General features: G+C 73.3%; 16 protein-coding genes. 5 read left to right on the plus strand and 11 right to left on the minus strand.

All coding sequences use genetic code 11. The features are described from left to right. Positions 1-34 precede the first annotated feature (34 nt). The 4 genes from ACZ6O5_RS15695 (at position 35) to ACZ6O5_RS15710 (ending at position 3,488) form a co-directional block, all read left to right on the plus strand. Complete coding sequence (locus ACZ6O5_RS15695) at positions 35-511, plus strand: winged helix-turn-helix transcriptional regulator (RefSeq protein WP_465977697.1); 477 nt, start codon at positions 35-37, stop codon at positions 509-511. 128 nt (positions 512-639) lie between these two features. Beyond that, positions 640-1,917 carry a COG1361 family protein gene (locus tag ACZ6O5_RS15700; protein WP_465977699.1) on the plus strand — a complete coding sequence of 426 codons (1,278 nt, stop codon included), beginning with the start codon at positions 640-642 and terminating at the stop codon, positions 1,915-1,917. A gap of 100 nt (positions 1,918-2,017) precedes the next feature. Further along, on the plus strand, positions 2,018-2,728 hold the full coding sequence (locus ACZ6O5_RS15705) for a hypothetical protein (RefSeq protein ID WP_465977701.1): 711 nt from the start codon (positions 2,018-2,020) through the stop codon (positions 2,726-2,728). Positions 2,729-2,885: 157 nt separating this feature from the next. Beyond that, positions 2,886-3,488, plus strand: coding sequence for a hypothetical protein (locus tag ACZ6O5_RS15710; RefSeq protein ID WP_465977703.1), 603 nt, complete (start codon positions 2,886-2,888; stop codon positions 3,486-3,488). Positions 3,489-3,503: 15 nt separating this feature from the next. Here the strand turns inward: ACZ6O5_RS15710 and ACZ6O5_RS15715 are convergent, their stop codons facing one another. From ACZ6O5_RS15715 to ACZ6O5_RS15730, 4 genes are all read right to left on the minus strand, one after another. Further along, positions 3,504-4,535: a methyltransferase gene (locus ACZ6O5_RS15715; RefSeq protein WP_465977705.1), complete on the minus strand. Its 1,032-nt coding sequence runs from the start codon at positions 4,533-4,535 to the stop codon at positions 3,504-3,506. Then, on the minus strand, positions 4,532-5,707 hold the full coding sequence (locus tag ACZ6O5_RS15720; protein ID WP_405093272.1) for an aminotransferase class V-fold PLP-dependent enzyme: 1,176 nt from the start codon (positions 5,705-5,707) through the stop codon (positions 4,532-4,534). The genes ACZ6O5_RS15715 and ACZ6O5_RS15720 overlap by 4 nt, the downstream gene beginning before the upstream one ends. Then, entirely contained in the window at positions 5,704-6,972 is a 1,269-nt protein-coding gene (locus ACZ6O5_RS15725; RefSeq protein ID WP_465977891.1) for a tryptophan 2,3-dioxygenase family protein, read from the minus strand. Before ACZ6O5_RS15725 ends, ACZ6O5_RS15720 begins: the two co-directional genes overlap by 4 nt. Positions 6,973-7,042: 70 nt before the next feature. After that, a complete protein-coding gene (locus tag ACZ6O5_RS15730) occupies positions 7,043-7,747 on the minus strand; it encodes a tryptophan 2,3-dioxygenase family protein (RefSeq protein ID WP_465977706.1) in 705 nt (234 codons plus the stop codon). A 408-nt stretch (positions 7,748-8,155) separates the two neighbouring features. Here ACZ6O5_RS15730 and zwf point away from each other — a divergent pair, with 408 nt between their 5' ends. Next, positions 8,156-9,649 carry a glucose-6-phosphate dehydrogenase gene (gene zwf, locus ACZ6O5_RS15735; protein WP_281934962.1) on the plus strand — a complete coding sequence of 498 codons (1,494 nt, stop codon included), beginning with the start codon at positions 8,156-8,158 and terminating at the stop codon, positions 9,647-9,649. A 106-nt stretch (positions 9,650-9,755) separates the two neighbouring features. Here zwf and ACZ6O5_RS15740 read toward each other — a convergent pair whose 3' ends face one another. The 7 genes from ACZ6O5_RS15740 to ACZ6O5_RS15770 form a co-directional block, all read right to left on the minus strand. Continuing rightward, complete coding sequence (locus ACZ6O5_RS15740) at positions 9,756-12,299, minus strand: tetratricopeptide repeat protein (protein WP_465977708.1); 2,544 nt, start codon at positions 12,297-12,299, stop codon at positions 9,756-9,758. 104 nt (positions 12,300-12,403) lie between these two features. Continuing rightward, a complete protein-coding gene (locus ACZ6O5_RS15745) occupies positions 12,404-13,234 on the minus strand; it encodes a M23 family metallopeptidase (RefSeq protein WP_465977710.1) in 831 nt (276 codons plus the stop codon). A gap of 9 nt (positions 13,235-13,243) precedes the next feature. Beyond that, positions 13,244-13,441, minus strand: coding sequence for a hypothetical protein (locus ACZ6O5_RS15750; RefSeq protein WP_465977712.1), 198 nt, complete (start codon positions 13,439-13,441; stop codon positions 13,244-13,246). Further along, on the minus strand, positions 13,426-14,634 hold the full coding sequence (locus ACZ6O5_RS15755; protein WP_465977714.1) for a cellulose binding domain-containing protein: 1,209 nt from the start codon (positions 14,632-14,634) through the stop codon (positions 13,426-13,428). The genes ACZ6O5_RS15750 and ACZ6O5_RS15755 overlap by 16 nt, the downstream gene beginning before the upstream one ends. A gap of 407 nt (positions 14,635-15,041) precedes the next feature. After that, the gene (locus ACZ6O5_RS15760) at positions 15,042-15,839 is read right to left on the minus strand and encodes a methyltransferase (protein ID WP_465977716.1); all 798 of its coding nucleotides are present in this window, start codon (positions 15,837-15,839) and stop codon (positions 15,042-15,044) included. 58 nt (positions 15,840-15,897) lie between these two features. Further along, positions 15,898-18,192 (minus strand): FtsX-like permease family protein, encoded by a 2,295-nt coding sequence (locus ACZ6O5_RS15765; protein ID WP_465977718.1) that lies wholly within the window; start codon positions 18,190-18,192, stop codon positions 15,898-15,900. Next, positions 18,189-18,863, minus strand: coding sequence for an ABC transporter ATP-binding protein (locus tag ACZ6O5_RS15770; RefSeq protein WP_465977720.1), 675 nt, complete (start codon positions 18,861-18,863; stop codon positions 18,189-18,191). The genes ACZ6O5_RS15765 and ACZ6O5_RS15770 overlap by 4 nt, the downstream gene beginning before the upstream one ends. Positions 18,864-18,872 lie beyond the last annotated feature (9 nt).

Raw genomic sequence — 18,872 nt, forward strand, 5'->3', positions numbered from 1 at the left:
CACGCAACTCACTGGGTGTAGGGTTGGCCGCCTCATGCTGGGCCAGGATTACGCGCACCAGACCTGCTCGCTCGCCCGCAGCCTGGAGGTGGTCGGCGAGCGCTGGACCATGCTCGTCCTCCGGGACGTCCTGGTCGGCCGGCGCCGCTTCGACGAACTCGTCGCCAGCCTCGGGGTCACCCGGACCGTGCTCACCCAGCGGCTCCGCCTCCTCGTCGCCGAGGGTGTCCTGGAACGCCGCGCCTACCAGCAGCGACCCGAGCGTTTCGAGTACCACCTGACCGCCAAGGGTCGGGAGCTGACCCCGGTCGTCGCCCAGCTCATGTGGTGGGGCGACCGCCACTACCCCGAGCCGGGCGGCCCGCCCCGGCTGCTGGTGCACGACGGCTGCGGAGGGCCGGTGCGGGCCGCCTACCGCTGCGGCGCCTGCCACGCCGAACTCCGCCCCGACCAGGTGGCCACCCGGCCCGGCCCGGGTGCGCCCGCGGCCGACGTGGATCGCCCGGACTGAGCCGCCGAGGCGGCGTCGCACGAGGAACCGGGCGGTCTCCGGTGGCCGCTTCCGGAGGGGCACTGGTGGCAGCCGGTTGTCGATAGTGTTCTCAGTCACACTGTCCGCACGTCCGGAAGGGTTGTGCCATGAGCTGTGGTCGTCGGCGGCTGTCGCGAACTGCCGCCGCGCTGTTCCTCCTCGCCGGGGTGGCTGTCCCCGCCGGTCCCGCCGAGGCGGCGAAGAAGGGTCCGGACCTCGCGGTCGACGCGTCCGGGACGAGGATCACGCGGGGGGTCGAGAAGAAGGTCGTCCACCTGAAGATCAGCAACCGGGGGGACGAGACCCCGAGCAGTGTCGTCGTCAGAGTCCGCCAGCCGCCGGAGGGCCTCCCGGAGCCCCTGCCGGTCGCCCTGATCTGGCACTCGGGTGGGGTGGGCGAGTGCGACGGTGATTTCGGGGGGTTCTACTGCGACCTGTTGCCGGAGCTGATCCCGGGGCCGGGGGAGACCGTCGACGTTCCCGTCGACGCCACCGTCTTCGGCGCGGCGGGGCCCTACCGGGGCAGGTTCGAAGTCACGGTCACCATCAGCCCGGAGAAGGACGCGAATCCGGCCGACAACACCAGATGGTTCCCGCTGGAGCTGGTCGACCAGCCCAGCGCCGACCTCTCGGTGGTCGCCCGGGACGTGAAGCAGTCCGTACGGATCGGCGCCGGCGGCACGCCCGAGCCCACCGGCACGCTGAACCCCGGTGAGACGGGCGCGGTGTGGCACACCATCGCCAACCAGGGCCGGAAGGCGGTCAGCGGAGTGCGGGTCACGCTGCGCCTGCCCGAGGGGGTCACCTTCACCAGGCGGCCGACCCAGTGTGTGCTCGCCGACGCCGGGCGGTCGGCGGTCTGCACCTACCAGGGCCTCACCCTCGTGCCGGCCGTCGAGGACACCGATCCGAACGACACGGTCTACTCGGCGGTCGAGCTGTACAACCTGGTGACGACCTCGGCGTCCGCCAGCGCGCCGGCGACGCTGCCGGGCGGAACCGTGCGGGTGGAGGGCCTCGCCGAGCGGCCGACGAACGACCGCACCAAGGCCGCGCAAGCCGAACTGCCCGCGAACGCCGTCGCCGCCCGGGTGGCCGACGTGGACGGCAGCGACAATCGGGACGGGTTCGCCGTGGTGCTGGCCGCGAAGAGCGGCGGCAACGGCAACGGTGACGGCGGCAACGGTGACGGCGGTGATGGTGACGCGGACGGCGGTGGTGGCGCCGGCGGCGGTGACGGCGGGTTGCCCGTCACCGGGCCGCAGGCCGGACTGATCGGCGGCATCGGCGTCGCGGCGCTGGCGGCCGGCGGCGTGTTGTTCCTCGCTGCCCGGCGTCGCCGGCTGACCCTGGTCGTCCCCGACGACGAGCGACCAGCGGCCTGATCCCGGGCGGGGCATGCCGCGGGGCGCCCGTACGGAACCGGTGGGGTGGCACCGGTTCCGTACGGTGCGGGCACCATCTCAGAGAGGACACCGCCCGCTGATGCGCCGGACCCTGCCGATCGTCGTCGCCCTCACCCTGCTCGGATTCTCCACCGGGTGTGCCGGCGACTCCGGCCCTGTCTCCACCGCCACCACCGCCGTCACCGCGCCTGCCGCAGCTCCGGCCGACGAGGTGACACCGGACGCCACCTCGCCCGCGCCGACCGCCGACAGTCCCACGTCGGCCGCGTCCGCGCCGGCGAAGCCGGCGAGCGACCCGCAACCGGCCCCGCCGAAGGTCGTCCCGGCGCTGACCTGCGGTCAGCTCGCCGGTGCCGACCTGGGCAGCCCGAAGGCGCCGTTCTACGACCACACCGACCACATTCCGTTGCTCGACGGCATCTGGAACGGTGAGGACGGCACCGGCGTCGCACTCCAGAAGCCCTGTGGGATCGGCGACCTGGACGGCGACAAGGCCGCCGACGCCGCCCGTGCGGTGGTCGTGCGCACCGGCGGGACCGGCCAGTTCTGGAGCGTCGTCTTCTGGCACAACGCGGCCGGGAAGCCGGCCTACCGCACGGTGGTCGACCTCGGCGACCGGACCCCGGTCACCTCGATCGGGATCACCGGGCAGAAGGCCACAGTGGTCTGGCTGACCCGGTCCGACGACGCGTCCATGGCCGAGCTCAACACGAGGCGGACCACCGTCTACCGACTCTCCGGCGTCACGGTCACCGAGCTGAGCCACACCGACACCCCGTACACCCCCTGAGCCGTGCCGTCCCGGGTGTACCGGCTCCGCGGGGCCGGGCCACCCGGACGGTGTCGACGCCGCGGGCCGCAGCCGTCGGCACCGGTCACGCAGATCTGATCACGCGGTCACGAACAGTTGTAGTATCGACGTCCGTCCACTCTTTCAGGAGGCGTGTGTGACGAGGTATGCGCGTTCGCTGATGGCGACGACGATGCTCGGCCTTTCCGTCCTGGCCGCGCCGGCCCCGGCCGGCGCGACCACCCGGGTCGACCTGAGCGCCCAGGCCGCGGCTTCCGGCTGTACGACGTGGGTGGAGTGGGTGCAGGAGGGCAGCAACAGCTACTACTACGGCCGGGGCAACGTGCAGTGCACCAGCGGCCGATACAAGGTCAAGCTCCGGTGCCGCAGCCTCCAGACCGGGGTGGGATACGTCGTCTACGGCGGGTACGCGGTGAACGCGCCCGGCACCGCCACCACGACCTGCTACAGCGGCAACGTCGCCGAGGGCGTGTACCCCGTCGACGATCCACTGCCGACGACCGGCGTCACCGGTTGCGTCTCCTGGGCGGAGTGGGTCCACGAGGGCAGCAACCACTACTACGGCCGTGGCACCGCCCAGTGCGACACCGGCACCTACCGGGTCCAGATCCAGTGCCGCAACGCGCAGACCGGCCAGCGGTACGTCGTCTCCGGCCCGGCCGTGACCGCCCCCGCCATCTCCACCACGACCTGCTACCAGGGCAACGTCGCGGATGTCGTCTCCGGTGTGCCGGCGTGAGGCGGGACGGGCCCGTCAACCGGCCGTGGACGGTTTGTACGCGATGATCAGCTCCCAGGTGCCGGGCAGCACCGCCGTTCGCGCGAAGCCGATCTCGCCGAGCAGCGTGGTGTAGAAGTCGGTCTCGCGGAGCCGGCTGACGCAGGTGTCCACCCCGATGAGGAAGTAGCTCCAGAAGAACTGCATGGCCAGGCGGTCCGGGGTGCGGAACTCCTCGCTGACCACGATCAGCCCGCCCGGCTCCAGGGCGGCGTACGCCTGCTCCAGCAGGCGGCGGGCGACGTCGTCGGGCCAGTCGTGCAGGACGCGCACGAAGGACAGCGCGTCGTAGCCGGGCGGCAGCGGTTCGGCCAGGAAGTCGCCGCCGACGAAGCCGAGCCGGTCCGGATGGCCGCGGGCGACGCGGGTGGCCGCGACGAGGGGCGCCACGGCGGGCAGGTTGTAGACGTCGGCCCGCAGGTGGGGCGCGCTGTCCAAAATGTGCGCGGCGAGCGTGCCGTCGCCGCCGCCGACGTCCAGCAGGCGTCGGCGGTCCGACCAGAGCGTGTCGGCGTGCCGCCCGACGCTCTCGCGCACCGGGCCGAGCCCGACGGCCATGCTGCGCTCGAACTCGGCGGTCTGGGCGTCGGTCCGGGGCGGCCAGGCGAAGTCGTCGTCGCCGATGCTGACCTCGCCGCGCAGGCTCTCGGTGAGCCGGCCGTGCAGCAGCCGCCACGGGTAACGGTCGCGGTCCCGTTCGACCGCGTCCGGACCGACCACCGCGGCGACCGTGTCCCGCAACCCGGGCAGGGTCCGGTAGGTGGTGGCGCCGATGTCGTCGCCGGACGCCTCCCGGGTCAGCAGGCCGAGACTCTCCAGACAGTCGAGGAACTTGTACAGCCGCAACGGGCGCATCCGGAACTGCGTGGCGAGCGCGTCGAGGCGGGCCGGGCCGGGCTCCAGCGCGTCGAGCAGCCCGGTGTCGAACGCGGTCGCCAGCACGTCCATGGCCTTCGGGCCGTTCGCGAGCAGGCTCATCAGCGCCCGTGGGGAGAGGGCGACGGTCATCGGGGCAGCTCCTTCGTCAGCGCGTCCATGAACGCGTCGACCTCGTCGAGGGTGTTGTAGACGTGCGGTCCGATCCGCAGGTAGCCGCGCCAGCTACCGATCAGCCCCTGGGCGGCCAGCCGGCGCTTGACCGCCTCGCCGTCAGGAACGTCGAGGCAGACCACGCCGCCGCGACGCTCGGGTGAGGTGGGGCTGACCACGCGGATCCCGGCCGCCGCGGCCCGGTCCAGGACCCGCCCGGTGAGGACCAGCGAGTGCGCCCGGACGGCGTCGGCGCCGATGCCCGCCAGCAGGTCGAGGCCGACCTGCGAGATCAGGGCGGTGAGCGGGTACGGCGTGCCGCCGGCGAACCGCTGCGCGCCGGCCGCCCATCCGTCGGACGGCTGGAACGTCAACGCCCGGTCCCCGGCCTGCCAGCCGGTGGCCGCCGGTTCCAGCGTCGACGCCAGTTCCGGCCGGACGTAGAGGAAGGCGGTGCCGACACCGCAGAGCCACTTGTGCGCGCCGCCGAGCACGATGTCGACGCCGAGGGCGGTGACGTCCAGCGGCACCACTCCGACGGTCTGGAAGGCGTCGACGACGACGAGCGCGCCGACGTCGTGCGCGCGGGCGACCAGGCGGGCCAGGTCGACCGTGGCGCCGGAGGTGAAGCTGGCGTGCGACACGCACACCAGCAGCGTCCGTTCGTCGAGACGGGCTTCCAGGGCGTCCTGGTCGAGGTGGGGGCCGCCGTCGCCGACCACGTCGAGTCGGGCGCCGTAGCGGCGGAACGCCCGGAAGATGAACGGGACCGTCGGGTACTCCAGGTCGGTGGTGACGACGCGGTCGCGGGGCGGACGGTAGTCGAAGCAGGAGGCCACCCGGGCCAGCAGCGTGCTGAGGTTTCCGTCGGTGACCACGCTGCCCGGTGGCGCGCCGAGCAGGCGGGCCACCGAGTGGGCGTACCGGTCGAGGCCGACGTGCCAGCCCTGCCAGACGTCGTCGCGCCAGGTGCGCAGCGTCTCCCAGTAGTCGCGCAGCACGGTCTCCGCCCCGGCCGGCACCGCGCCGGTGGAGTTGCTGTTCAGGTACACACAGGTGCGCAGCACCGGGAACTCGGCCCGCAGCGCGGCGTGCGTGGCCTCGTCGAGGCACCGTGGCGGGCTGCCAGGTCCCGATTCGGGTGGGCTCATGCGCGCTGCCCTCCCACCGGTTCGAACGGGCCGGGCCGGCGGTCGACGGACGTGAACACCGGCACGTCCCGGACCGCCGCCAGGTAGGGCGTGCCCTCGGTGTAGCCGGTGCCGGAACGCTGCCCGAGCATCCGGGTGGCGATGCGGTGGTGGGTGCGCCGCCACCGGAGCAGGGCGGCGGCGAACTCCTCCATCCGCCGCACCACCAGCCGCCGGCCCGGGCCGTCGAGTCGACCGTCGCGCACGGCCGCGCGGTACGCCTCGTCGATCGTCGCCCGGCCGGCCCGGACCCGCGCCCGTACCTCCGGAACCGACAGGTACGCCACCGAGTCCAGCCGGCCCGGGAGCGGGGTCCGGCAGAGCGACTCCACCCGCTTGTAGGAGCGGGACTGGATGGCGCTGGCCCCCTCGGTGTACTGCCGGAACGTCTGGAACGACTCCGGCTGCATGGTCGCCAGCAGCGAGAACAACGGACCGGCGTCGTCGAGCAGGTCGCGGGCGTACGCCAGTCGGTCGGCGGCGGGGGTGGGCCGGAGGTCGGCAAGCGCGGCGACGGTGGCGTCGAGTTCGTCGACGAGTGCGGCGAACAGGCACTCGTAGGCCTGAAGCACCCGGATGAACAGGTACTCGTCGTGTGTCACGTGCACCGGCAGCATGCTCAACCGCAGCGACAGGTCCGACGGGGGATCGAGGGTGGCGGCGACGGCGTGCAGTGCGGCTGCGGCATCAGCCGGAGCGGTGTCCTCAGGCCACGTCGGGTGACCGAGGCGCCGCAGCGCGGGAGCGGCGGCCCGGGTGCCGAGCCGGCAGCGCTTGGCCACCACCGCCCACGCGGGACGCCGGAGCGGGAACAGGTCGGCGGCGCCCCGGGCAGCGGTGACCTCGAACGCGACCGCGTCGGCGACCAGTCGGACGAACAGCCGGTCCCGGTCGCGCCGCGTGGTGGTGTCGTCGCCTCCGGTCGCGACCGCTTCGTCCTCGCCGGTCGGCAACCGCAGCAGCCGCAGCGCCAGATAACTTCGGTAGTCGTATCGCCCGTCCCACTTGTCGAGAGTGGCGTCGAGGAAGTCGTCCAGGAGCCCGGGTGCCGCACCGCTCCCGGTCCGCTCGGGGGCGGCGAGGCGTTGCCGCGCTCCGTCGAGCAGTTCGAGTAGTCGCGGGTCGACGAAGTGTTTGCCGACCCGGTGGAATTCTCGCAGCACCGCCGCGTAGGGAAAAGTGCGGGGGTCCGTCGTTCCGGACAACCAGTTGGTCAATTCGCGCACGGGCAGCCCTTCGGGGGTGAGGACGACTGTCACGCAGGTGCACCGGAGACCCTGCGTCGGACGCGGGCCGTCAGAGCGGGTCGGTCCCGGGGCTGCCACCGGGGGTGTGGAGTCGGGCCTGCCACAGGTCCGGGAAGAACCGGTGCTCGACGAGCCGGGCGAGCACCGTCGCCGAACTGTTCGGCGCGCCCGCCGGAGCATGGCCCCCGACCCGCAGCGCCACCTGGTAGTGCCGGAACCGCCACAACGCCACCCGCTCGTCCCACTCCACCATCGTCTCGGCGAGCCGGCATGCCGGATCCGTGCGGTCTCCTGGTCGCAGGTCCACCGCGGTGGACCCGTGCGCGGCAAGGTGGTCGGCGAAGGCGCGGTCGAGCTTCCGGCTGGCCGCCTGGACGTGCCGCCAGCCCGGCGACTCGGCGCCGGATCCGTTGCCCAGCGCGGGCTGCATCGCCTGGAAGTCCGCGGGGGACAGGTGGTCCAGCATCTCCAACTGGTCGGTGACCAGGCGTACGGCGAGGGTGGCCCGGGCCAGCAGTGCCGCTGCCCCGGCCAGGTCGCCGACGGCCACCCGGGCGGTCGTCTCGGTCACCTCGGCGGCGGCCAGCTTGAACCACAGCTCGCTGGACTGGTGCACCACCTGGAACAGCAACTCGTCGCGGTGAATGACCTCGTCCGGGTTTCGTTGCAGTCCGAGCAGCACGTCGGTGCGCATGTAACGCGCGTAGTCGGTGGTGCCGGACCCGGGTAGGACGGGCGACTTGTCGCGCTTCAAGGATGGCCTCCACTCGGCGTCGGCACGCCGGGAGTGGCGGTGCGGCGGAGCCATTATGCAATGACGAAAGACGATGCGCCAGCGTTTGGTCAACTTCGATTCGACCACTTCACTGACCGGTGGATCAGCCGGTTTTTGCTCGAAATTGGTGGCCAGGGTGTTTCTTTTTCGTTAACCCGCTGGAGGGCGTGCGGGTGCGCGGCCGGACGTCCGGGCGGGGCCACCGCGACGCACCGAACCCGCCACCGAGCCGCCGGCCCTCCAGGACGGCATGCGACGCTCAGGTTCCTCGACCAAGGGAGCAACGTCGCGTGGCCCCGGCGCGACCGCATCAGTCGCACAATCTCAGGCATGGCAGCGCGGCCCCACCCGACCCCGACACCCCTAGTGCCCGGAGGAACGCAGACCATGGACCACGCATCTCAGCTCATCCAGGAGCGGAGTGCCCCGCCGGCCACGCTGGTGATCTTCGGCGCCTCCGGTGATCTGACCCGACGCAAGCTGCTGCCCGCAGTCGAGAGCCTGGCTCGACACGAGCGGCTCCCGGACCAGTTCGCGCTGGTCGGCGTCGCGCGTACGCCGATGACCGACGAGCAGTTCGCCGAGAGCGCCCTCGGCGGGCGCGAACTCGCCGACAAGCGCCAGCTCCGAGGCGGCGTACGTTACGTGGCCGGCGGCTACGACGACCCGGCGACCTACAAGCGGCTCGTCGAGACCCTCGACGAGCTGGACGCGCAGCGGGGCACGTCCGGCAACCGGCTCTTCTACCTGTCGACCCCGGCCGGCGCCTTCGAGCCGGTGATCAACGGGCTGGCCGGGGTCGGGCTCAACCGGCCGCGTGAGGGCTCCTTCTCCCGCCTGGTCATCGAGAAGCCGTACGGGCGCGACCTGGTCACGGCCCGGGAGCTGGACGCCGTCGTGCACAGCGCGTTCGACGAGCACCAGGTCTTCCGGATCGACCACTATCTGGGCAAGGACACCGTCCAGAACGTGCTGGCGCTGCGCTTCGCGAACTCGATCTTCCAGCCGATCTGGGATCGCTCCTGGGTCGACCACGTGCAGATCACCGTCGCGGAGACCCTTGGCGTCGGCACCCGCGGCGGCTTCTACGAGGAGGCCGGCGCGATGCGGGACATCGTGCAGAACCACGTGCTCCAGGTTCTCGCGCTGGCCCTGATGGAGCCGCCGGCCTCGTTCGAGGCCGAGGGCCTGCGCAACGAGAAGGTGAAGCTGCTCCAGGCGATCCGGCTCCCCACCGACCGGGACATCGCCGAGGCCGCGGTCCGCGGGCAGTACACCCGGGGCGGCACCCGCGAGGAACTGATGGCCGGCTACCGCGAGGAGGCGGGCGTCGACCCGCTGTCGCGGACCGAGACCTACGCCGCGCTGCGGCTCAACGTGGACAACTGGCGGTGGGCCGGGGTGCCGTTCTACGTGCGTACCGGCAAGCGCCTGCCGGCCCGGCTCACCGAGGTGGCGTTGCAGTTCCAGCGCCCGCCGCACCTGCCGATCCCGACCGACCAGCTCACCGGCCTCGAAGCCGACGCGCTGATCCTGCGGATCCAGCCGAACGAGGGCATCTCGCTGCGCTTCGGCGCGAAGGTGCCGGGCCACTCGTTCCGGGTCCGCACCGCCACCATGGAGTTCTCGTACGACCAGACGTTCGTCGAGGAGTCCCCGGAGGCGTACGAGCGGCTGCTCCTGGACGCGTTGATCGGTGACGCGTCACTCTTCATCCGCAGCGACGAGGTGCAGCAGTGCTGGCGGATCGTCGATCCGATCATCGAGAACTGGGAGAAGGACGACACGCCGATCCCCACCTACGAGGCCGCCTCCTGGGGGCCGACCGACGCCGACCGGCTCATCGGCCGGCACGGCCGCAGATGGCGCAACTCCGCATAGCTCCGCGCTGACGGACGCTCCGCCGCGCCCCCGCCCCGCCCCTCGACCGGGCGGGGCGGGGCCGGGACGTGCACGGCCCGGCCCGGCCCGGTGGCGGTCGCGGGGCCTACGGTCCGTCGTCCCGGGACGCATCGGTGGTGGAGTCGCCGGCTAGCTCCCGCCATCCGGCGAGGTTGTGGCGGGTGTTCACGGTGTCGGGGTGGTCCGCTCCCAGGACCCGGAGCCGGTCGGTGAGGAGCTGCTCGTACGCCGCGATGGCGCCGGTGGGATCGCCCGCCATTCCCCGCCAGTGGGCGAGGTTGTGCCGGGTCGTCAGGGTGTGCGGGTGGTCGGGCCCCAGCACCCGGAGCCGGTCGGTGAGGAGCTGCCGGTAGGCGGTGACGGCACCGGCGGGGTCGCCGGCTTCTCCCCGCCACCGGGCGAGGTTGTGGCGGGTGATCAGCGTGGCGGGGTGGTCGGGCCCCAGCACCCGGAGCTGGTCGGTGAGGAGCTGCTGGTAGGCGGTGACGGCGCCGGGGGCGTCGCCGGCCTCTCCCCGCCGCCCGGCGAGGTCGTTGCGGGTGATCAGGGTGTCGGGGTGGTCGGGTCCCAGCACCCGGAGCTGGTCGGTGAGGAGTTGCTCGAAGGCGGCGACGGCGCCGACGGTGTCTCCGGACTTCCCCCTCCAGTAGGAGAGATTGCCGCGGGTGGCCAGGGTGTCCGGGTGGTCGGGCCCCAGCACCCGCAGATAGTCGGTGAGGAGTTGTTCGAAGGCGGCGACGACGCCGGTGGTGTCGCCGGCTTCCACCCGCCAGCGGGTGAGGTGGCCGCGGGTGGCCAGGGTGTGCGGGTGGTCGGGTCCCCGCACCCGGAGCTGGTCGGTGAGGAGCTGTTCGTAGGCGGCGACGGCACCGGTGGCGTCGCCGGCTTCTCCCCGCCAGTAGGCGAGGTTGTGACGGATGTCCAGGGTGTGGGGATGGTCGGGTCCCCGGACCCGCAGGCAGTCGGTGAGGAGCTGTTCGAAGGCGGCGACGGCGCCGGTGGGGTCGCCGGCTTCTCCCCGCCAGTAGGCGAGGTTGTGGCGGGTGGTCAGGGTGTCGCCGTGGTCGGGGCCCAGGACCCGCAGGCAGTCGGTGAGGAGCTGTTCGAGGGCGGTGGCGGCGGCGGTGACCTGGCCCATGTCGCCGAGGCTTCGGATGCTGCGGAACAGCAGTCCGTGGGGGTCGGGGAGCAGCAGGCTGTCCCCGCTGCCGGCCCGCAGGGTGGCGGTGTTCGCGCGCAGGGTCTGCGCGTACTTGGGGTCCCGGTCGATGTCCGGCCAGAGGGCGAGCAGCCCGTCCGCGGCGGCGCGGGCCGCGGCGCCCAGCCGGGCCGTGTCGCCGTGGTCGCGGGTGGCGCGTTGCACCAGGGCGTGCACGCGCACGCCGGCGGTGGCGGCGTCCTGGGTGACGAGGTTGAGTCGATGCAGGTTACGCATGGCGTCGGTCACCATCGGTGCTGCCACGTCCTGGCCGGTCACCGCGCCGAGGTGCGCGACGACCGCGTCGGTGGTGAAGACCGCCTCCGGAATCCCGTTGGGGTCGAGCAGCGCGGCCAGGTCCAGGACCGGTCGGGCCAACCCCCGGGGCGGGTGGTTGTCGGCGGCGTCCAGGGACAACAGCCAGGTGGCCGCGACCGTGGCCCGGTGGTCGTCGGGCAGGGCGTCGTCGGGCGGCGCGAGATCAGCCAGGCGCTGACCGGCCAGCCGGTCCCGGTAGGCCGCCGCGTCGATGCCACGATCGCGGATGAACGCCGCGGCCTGCGCGACCGCCAGCGGCAGATAGCCGAGTTCGGCGGCCAACGCCTCGACATCGCCCTGTTGGTCGCCGGTGGTGCCGGTGGCCCGGGTGAGATAGTCGACGGCCTCGGCGGGGGTGAACAGGTCGACCGGCACCAGGACGCGACCGTCGGTGTGCAGGACCGGATCCCGACGGCGGGTGGTGACCACGGTACGGCCGTCACGGTTGGCCGGCGGCCACCAACCGGCGGCGTCGCCGGGCGCGTCGAGGTTGTCCAACACGACCAGCCACCGCCGGTCGGTGCGCTCCAACCACACCAGCAACCGCCCCGCCGCCGTCTCCGGCTCCAGATCAGCGGTCGCCACACCGACAGCACGTGCGGCCTCCGCGTAGGCGGCGATGATCGCGTCACGACTGGACGCCGTGACCCAGACCAACACGTCCAGCTCACCATTGGTGTCGAGGTGACGAGCGAACTGGGCGGCCAACTGCGTCTTGCCGACACCACCCATCCCCGACAGCACCTGGGTCAACACCGCGGTCCGCCCGGTCCGGGCCGCCCTCATCAGATCGACGCGGGCCGCGCGGTCCTGGAACCAGGCGGCCTGCTGCGGCACCCGGCCGATCCGGACCACCCCACCCACCCGGGCCGACCCCGCGGCACGTGCCCCACGGGCGTCGAGACGGTCGAAGACCAACGACGCCAGCGCGAACACCGCGCCCGCGATCCCGGCGATCCAGCCGGCCTGTTCGGTGCCCGTCCAGCCCGGCCGGGGCGACCACCAACCGGCCGGCAACCACCAGGCCGACACGGCCACCAGCGCACAACCGACAGCCACCACCGCGAGCACGACCACGCGCCGCCGCAACCGACGCCGGAACACCCGAGTCACCCCACCATCATCGACGGTCACCACAACGCCCTCACCGTGGACCGGTACGGCACGGCGGGAAGCGTCGTTCCGTCCCGGGCCGGTTGGCGTGACCGCCCGGTGGGTCAGCCGATGCCGTCGACGGCGGCCCGGAGCGCGTTGACCGACGGGTCCCAGGTGAAGTTCAGCACGGGCAGGCCGGACGCGGCGGCGTTGCTGTCGCCGCCGAGGACCACCGCCCGCGGCTTGCCGGAGCCCTGCGGGACCACGAGGTACCAGCTGCCTTTCACATTCGCGATGAACACTTCGTCTGCCTCCTGGTCCGGCGGGTTGGGGTTGCCGCCGTCTCCGACGTGGTTCTCGAAATCCGTGGTGGCGCCGAAATTCGTCGGGCTGCCGGTGTTCAGCCAGAGACTCGTGTGCACGTGCGGCCCGACACCCTGGTCGCTGCCGTTCGCCGACGCGCCGGAGTAGGCGATCGTCTGGCCCCGCGACACGCGTTGCCCGGTGGAGACGGCGATCCTCGACAGGTGCAGGTGTCGGGTGTAGTTGCCGTCGTCGTGGGCCATCCCCACGACGCGTCCGGTCCCGGTGGAGGTGTCGGTCTTCACGAGACGGATCGTGCCGTTCGCCGCGGCCACGACCGGGGTGCCGGTGGCCACCGCGTAGTCGGTGCCCGGCTCGGCCGAGGGCGGCGTCCGGTTCCGGTGGTCCTGCCAGGAACTGGAGATCCGGACGTTCCCGCAGGGCCGCTGATAGCTGCCCGCGGCCCGGGCGACGCCGGGCAGCAGCGCGAAGGCGGCCGACACCCCGGACGCGGCCAGCGCGGCGCCGGTGAGGAACCCCCGCCTGGAGAGCCCTCGCAGGTAGGCGATGCCGTCGAGATCCTCGGGCCCCGGCTCGCCGCGGCCGGCATTCCGCGCCGGGCTGGAGCGCGGCTCTCCACTGAGGATCATCAATGCAACCTAAGGCTGCTCCCGGCGAAGGGCAAGGGCCTCGCGGCGCGCGCCGGCCGGCGAGGCCCCCGCCGACCGCTCAGCCGGGCGGCGTCCCCGTGCCGAGATCAGCGGCGCGAGGGTGAGGTCGAGTTCGCCGGCCTCGACGGCGGCCAGGTGGGCGTCGATCTCGACGTCGTCGGCGTCGGGCGTCAGCTTCCGACGCACGTGGCGGTGGCTCCCCCGCCGGTTCCGCTGCCCTGGAACCCGAAGCTGGTGGACTGGCCGGCGGCCAGTTGTCCGTTGTAGCTCTGGTTCGCGACGGTGACCGTCCCGCTGGTGCCGTTGGCGACGCCGTTCCACAGCGAGGTGATCGATGCTCCGCCGGCCAGGGTGAGCGTCACCCGCCAGCCGGTGAGGGCGGTGCCACCGGCGGTGACGTTGACGCTGGCGACGAATCCGCCGTTCCACTGGTCCTGGACGGAGTGGACCGCGGTGCAGACGGGGGTCCCACCGCCGGGCGGGGGAGTGGTGGGCGGGGGAGTGGTGGGGGGCGGGCTGGTGGGCGGCGGGCCGTCGTCGAGCGTCAGGTTCTTCTGCTGGACGGTCCACTGGCTGTGGCACAGGCCGCAGTCGGCGCCGACGAAGTTGCGCCCGGCGGTGGTGTCACCCTTGAGGCGCCACTTGAGGTAGAGCACGGCCACCCGGCCGAACTCGCCGCCGTTGGGCTGGTCGTAGGTGCCGCCGTGCCCAACGTTGAGATTGCCCATGAACGCGGGCAGCCCGGCCGGCAGCTTGCCCCAGTCGTCCATGGCATTCGGGTAGGCGATGTCGCTGGGCCCGCCGACGAAGTAGGCGATCGGCTTGGTCAACCGCCTGAGCTGGTAGTCATCGGCATCGTTCAACAGACCGCTGCTGAAGATGCCGGTCGTGGTGACCCGCGGGTCGGCGGAGACGGCGTACGCCTCCAGCCCGCCACAGGAGAAACCGGCGACCGCGATCTTCGACGTATCGAGCCGGTTGTAGTACTTGCCGCCCGATCGGGAGTTCTCCGCGACGGCCCAGTCGATGGACTGGGTGAGCATCTGGGAGGTGGTGGAGCCGGACCCGTTCGGCGCCCCGCTGGCGATGGCGAGGAAGCCGTGGGAGGCGATCTCGCGGAGGAAGTTGCCCTGGGAGAGGCCGTTGGCCGAACAGCCGCCGTTGCCCCACACGAGGATGGGAAGGCGTTCGGACGGGAGCGTCTGGGGCCGGAAGATGGTGTGGTTGGCCAGGGTGGTCGAGGTCTCGTAGTCGGCGGGATAGGGGCCGGAACCACCCACCGCGGCGTCGGCCGGTGTCCCGCCGAGCACCATGACCACCGCGGTGACGGGAAGGACGACGGCCGCAAGCCCCGCCCAGATCTTCGATGTCCGTCTCATGCGTACTCCCGCGGATGTCGCCACGGCACTGCCTGTGGTGGCCGGTGGCGGTTGGCCGCTCGCGCCTCGACCGACCTGGGTCATCCAGATGCGCGCGGGCGGGAACGGGATGCGGTCACTGTCACAGCGGCAGCGATAAGTGTCAATATGATGCCCGACTGTCGGGACTCGCGCGCCGTGAGTCGCGGGTGACCATGACGTAGCCGGTGGTGGTGACGCCCAAGGCCCGTACGCCCAGTGGCGGGTCCACTGCGCCGCGGCGGCGAGAGTATGCAGATGCCCGAGGTCGACCCAGATCGGGCGGCGGGGGCGTCGCGGCCCGAGCCGCAGAGGTTTCTCGGCGTTCGCCGGCCGACGCGGACGTCCTCGCCCTCGTCCTCGCCGGCCAGCGGCGTGCGGCCGACCGCTCAGCCGGGACGGCGTCCCCACGCCGAGATCAGCGGCGCGAGGGTGAGGTCGAGTTCGCCGGCCTCGACGGCGGCCAGGTGGGCGTCGATCTCGACGTCGTCGGCCAGCCCCGCGGCGAGCAGCTCGCCACGGACCATGCGCACCGTCGCGGCCTCCAGCCGGTCGCAGGGCACCCCGCCGACCGGGAAGCAACCGGCCGCCGCGACCTCGACCAGGCCCGCCGCCCGCAACGCCCGCGGCAGCGTACGGCCGTAGCGCAGATCGGCGCCGCGGCGGGTCAGCAACTCCCGGACGGCCCGGCGCAGCCGGTTGGCGCGCCGCTGCGCCGGGCCGACCTCGTCGAGGCAGGCCAGTGGCTGCAACTCGGTGTCGGCGTCCTCCACCACCAGCCATCCGCCGGGCCGCAGCGCCGCCGTCATCGTCGCCAACGCCCGGGCCCGGTCGGGCAGGTGAACGAGCACGAGCCGCGCGTGCACCAGGTCGAACGTGCCGGGCTGCGGCGGCGGGTCCGCGACGACGTCGTGCCGGCGCACCTCGTACCGGCCGTGCGGGTCCAACCAGCTCGGATCGAGGTCGGTGGCCAGCACGTGACCGGTCGGCCCGACGGCCGTGGCCAGCGCCTCGGGAATGCTGGGGCCGCCGGCGCCGACCTCCCAGCAGCGCCAGCCCGGCCCCACCCCGAGCCGGTCGAAGTGCCCACGCGTGACCCCGTCGAACAGCTCGGCCAGCCAGGTGAACCGCTCACCCGCCTCGGCCCGGGCGTTGTCGAGCAGGTAGCGGTGATCCGGGGAACCCATGCCCCCATCCTCCCGCCCCCCGGACGCGGTGTCAGCGCGACCGGGGGTGGAACTCCCGCTATTCGGTGCGCAGGGCGGTCGCGGTCCGGGCCCGGGCCGCCCACCCGGCCGGCAGCAGCGCTCCGAGCAGCGCCGTCACCGGTCCGCCCAGCGCCAACGCCGCCAGGGTGACCGGTCCGTACACGTCGAGCAGCGGCTGCGGCAGGTGCAGTCCGCCGTTGGCGGCCATGGTGGGGACGACGAGCCGTTGCACCGCCACGCCCGCGGGTACGCCGAGCAGCCCGCCGAGCAGCCCGACCCCGGCGACGGACGCGACCACCATCGCGATCGTCTGGCCCGGCGTCATGCCGAGCGCCTTGTGCACGCCGAGATCGTGGACCCGGTCGCGCAGATCGAGGACGAGCATGTTGAGCACACCGAGCGCGGCCACCGCGAGGAGCAGTAGGGTCAGCGTGGCGGTCAGCCCCTCCACGACCACGAGGAGCGGGTCGGTGTCCAGGCCGGTCGGCTGCGCGGTCAGGCCCCGGGCGGCGAGGGCGCCGGTCAGCGTCCGCGCGTAGTCACCGGCGTCGGTGCCGTGGGTGAGGGCGACCCGGTATTCGGCCGGTTTCTGGTCGGCGACCGTGGCGGTGCTGGTGAACACCGCCGTACCGGACTCGAAGACCTCGCCGACGATGCGCAGGCGTACCGGCGTGCCCCCGACGTGGACGGTGACGGTGTCGCCGATCCGGGCTCCCGTCGCGGTCAGCAGCGGACCGCCGGCGACGGCCTCGCCGGGCGCCGTGAACCAGCGTCCGGACACCATCTCGAAGCCGTCCCACGTCGCGTCGCCGGTGATCGCGGTGACGGAGACCGGATCGGAGACGCCCACGACGGTGCCCGGCGCCTGGGCGAGCCCGTACCGGGCCCGGGTGCCGGGCTGCGCGTCGATGGCCGCCAGCACCGTCGCGGGGTCGGCGGCGAGCGGGGTGCCGGGTCCGGCGGCGGGGTCACCGCCCAGGGTGACGTCCGCGACGTTCTGATCGAGGGCGGTCTGGATGCGCAGCAGCGACGCGCCGAGCCCGGTCGCGAACGTCACCGCCGCCGTGCCCGTCGCGACCGCCAGCAGGATCGCGAGCGTGCGTACCGGTCGGGTGAACGGACGGGCCAGACCGAGCCCCACCGGCCGGGCCACCGGCAGCCGCGCCGCCACCCGCGCCGCCCACCGACCTCGGGCGGGGCCGGACGCCCGGCCGACCGCGATGGCGTCCACGGTGCGGAGCCGGCCGGCCCGCAGCGCGGCTGTCCACGCGGTCACCGCCACCACCGTCAGCACCCCGCCGGCGGCCAGCACCGTCACCCACCAGGCGATCGTGGCGTTCGCCGAGCCGTAGAGCTGCTCGGTCTCGGCCAGCACCGGCAGCGCGATCAGGTTCCCCGTGACGGTTCCGGCGACGGCACCGGCGGCGGCCGGCACCAGCGCCTGGGCGACGTAGGCGCGGACGATGCCGGCGGGCGTGCAGCCGAGCGCCTTGAGGATGCCGATGCGGCGGGTGGCGGCGCCGACCGTCCCGGCGACCACCGTGCCGACCACCAGCATCGCCATCGCGATGCCGAGCAGCGCGAACGCGACGAGGAACGGCACGAACACGGCCGCGTCCTCCACGGCGCGCTGTCGTACGTCCAGCCAGGACCGGGTGCCGGCGACCGCACCGGGCGGCAACGTCGCGACCACGGCGTCGCGGCCGGCCGCGACCTTCGTCGCGGTACGCGCGTCCGCGAACCGGTAGAGCATCTGGTACCCGCCCACCGCCGGCCCGTCGAGCGCGCCCACGGCGGACGGCAGCACCCAGGCGGCGGCGGTGTCGCTGACCGACCGGGCGGTGCCGACCACGGTGAAGACGGCGCCGTCGGGTGCGGTCAGGCGGGCGCCGGGCGGAATGCGGACGGCGTGGCCGCCCAGCACGATCTCGTCCGGACGGGCCGGCCACCGTCCGTCGGCCAGCTCGACCCGGTCGACGGGGCCGCCCGGATCGGCGCGGGCGACGACGCCCAGCGGCGGCAGCCGCATCCCGTCGCGATCCGTGAAGGCGACCGCCAGCACCCGGTACGGGCCCGCGGCGGCGACCACGCCCGGCGCCGAGGCCGACGCGGTGAGCTGAGCCTCCGTCACCGCACCGGAATCCACCCGCACGGTCAGGTGGGCCCCGCGCTGGGCCGCGAACGCGTCGTCGAAGGGCGTCTTCGACGCCACCAGCAGCCCGGCGCCGAGCACCGTCGCGGTGACGGCGGCGGCCGTCACCAGTCCGATGACGACGGTCTGCACCCGGCGACGCCGGAGGCCGGACCGGACGACCCGGCCGAGGCCGTTCACCCGTCCCCCTCGACCCGGCCGTCGCGCAGGCGGATCGTGCGGCTCGCGCACGCCTCCGCCAGCCGCAGGTCATGGGTGACGAGCACGATCGTCTGGCCGCTGTGGTGCAGCTCGTCGAGCAGGTGCCGCACGTCCTCGCCGGAGGCGGTGTCCAGCGCGCCGGTCGGCTCGTCGGCCAGCAGGAGCGCGGGGCGGTTGATCAGGGCGCGGGCGACGGCGACGCGCTGACGCTCGCCGCCGGAGAGCCGCCCCGGGTACGCGTGCGCGTGCCGGGTGAGGCCGAGCGAGTCCAGCAGCCGGGCCGCGTGCGCACGCGACGCGCGGGCCGGGGCGCCGGACAATTGGGCGGGCAGTAGCACGTTGTCCAGCACGGTCAGGTCGTCGAGCAGGTTGAAGAACTGGAAGACCAGGCCCACGTGGGCCCGCCGGAAGCGGGCCGAGGCGGCCTCGCCGAGGCCCTCCAGGCGCGTCCCGGCGACGGTCACCGTGCCCGCGTTCGGCCGGTCCAGGCCGGCGAGCAGGTTGAGCAGCGTGGACTTCCCGCTGCCCGATGGTCCGAGCACGGCCACGGACTCGCCGGGCCGGACGGTCAACGACACGTCCCGCAACGCCGGCGGGCCCTCGCCGTAGCGGCGGGTCACCCCGCACAGTTGGATCACCGGTTCGGTCATGTGTCGCCC

Source organism: Micromonospora sp. NPDC049201, assembly GCF_055586805.1.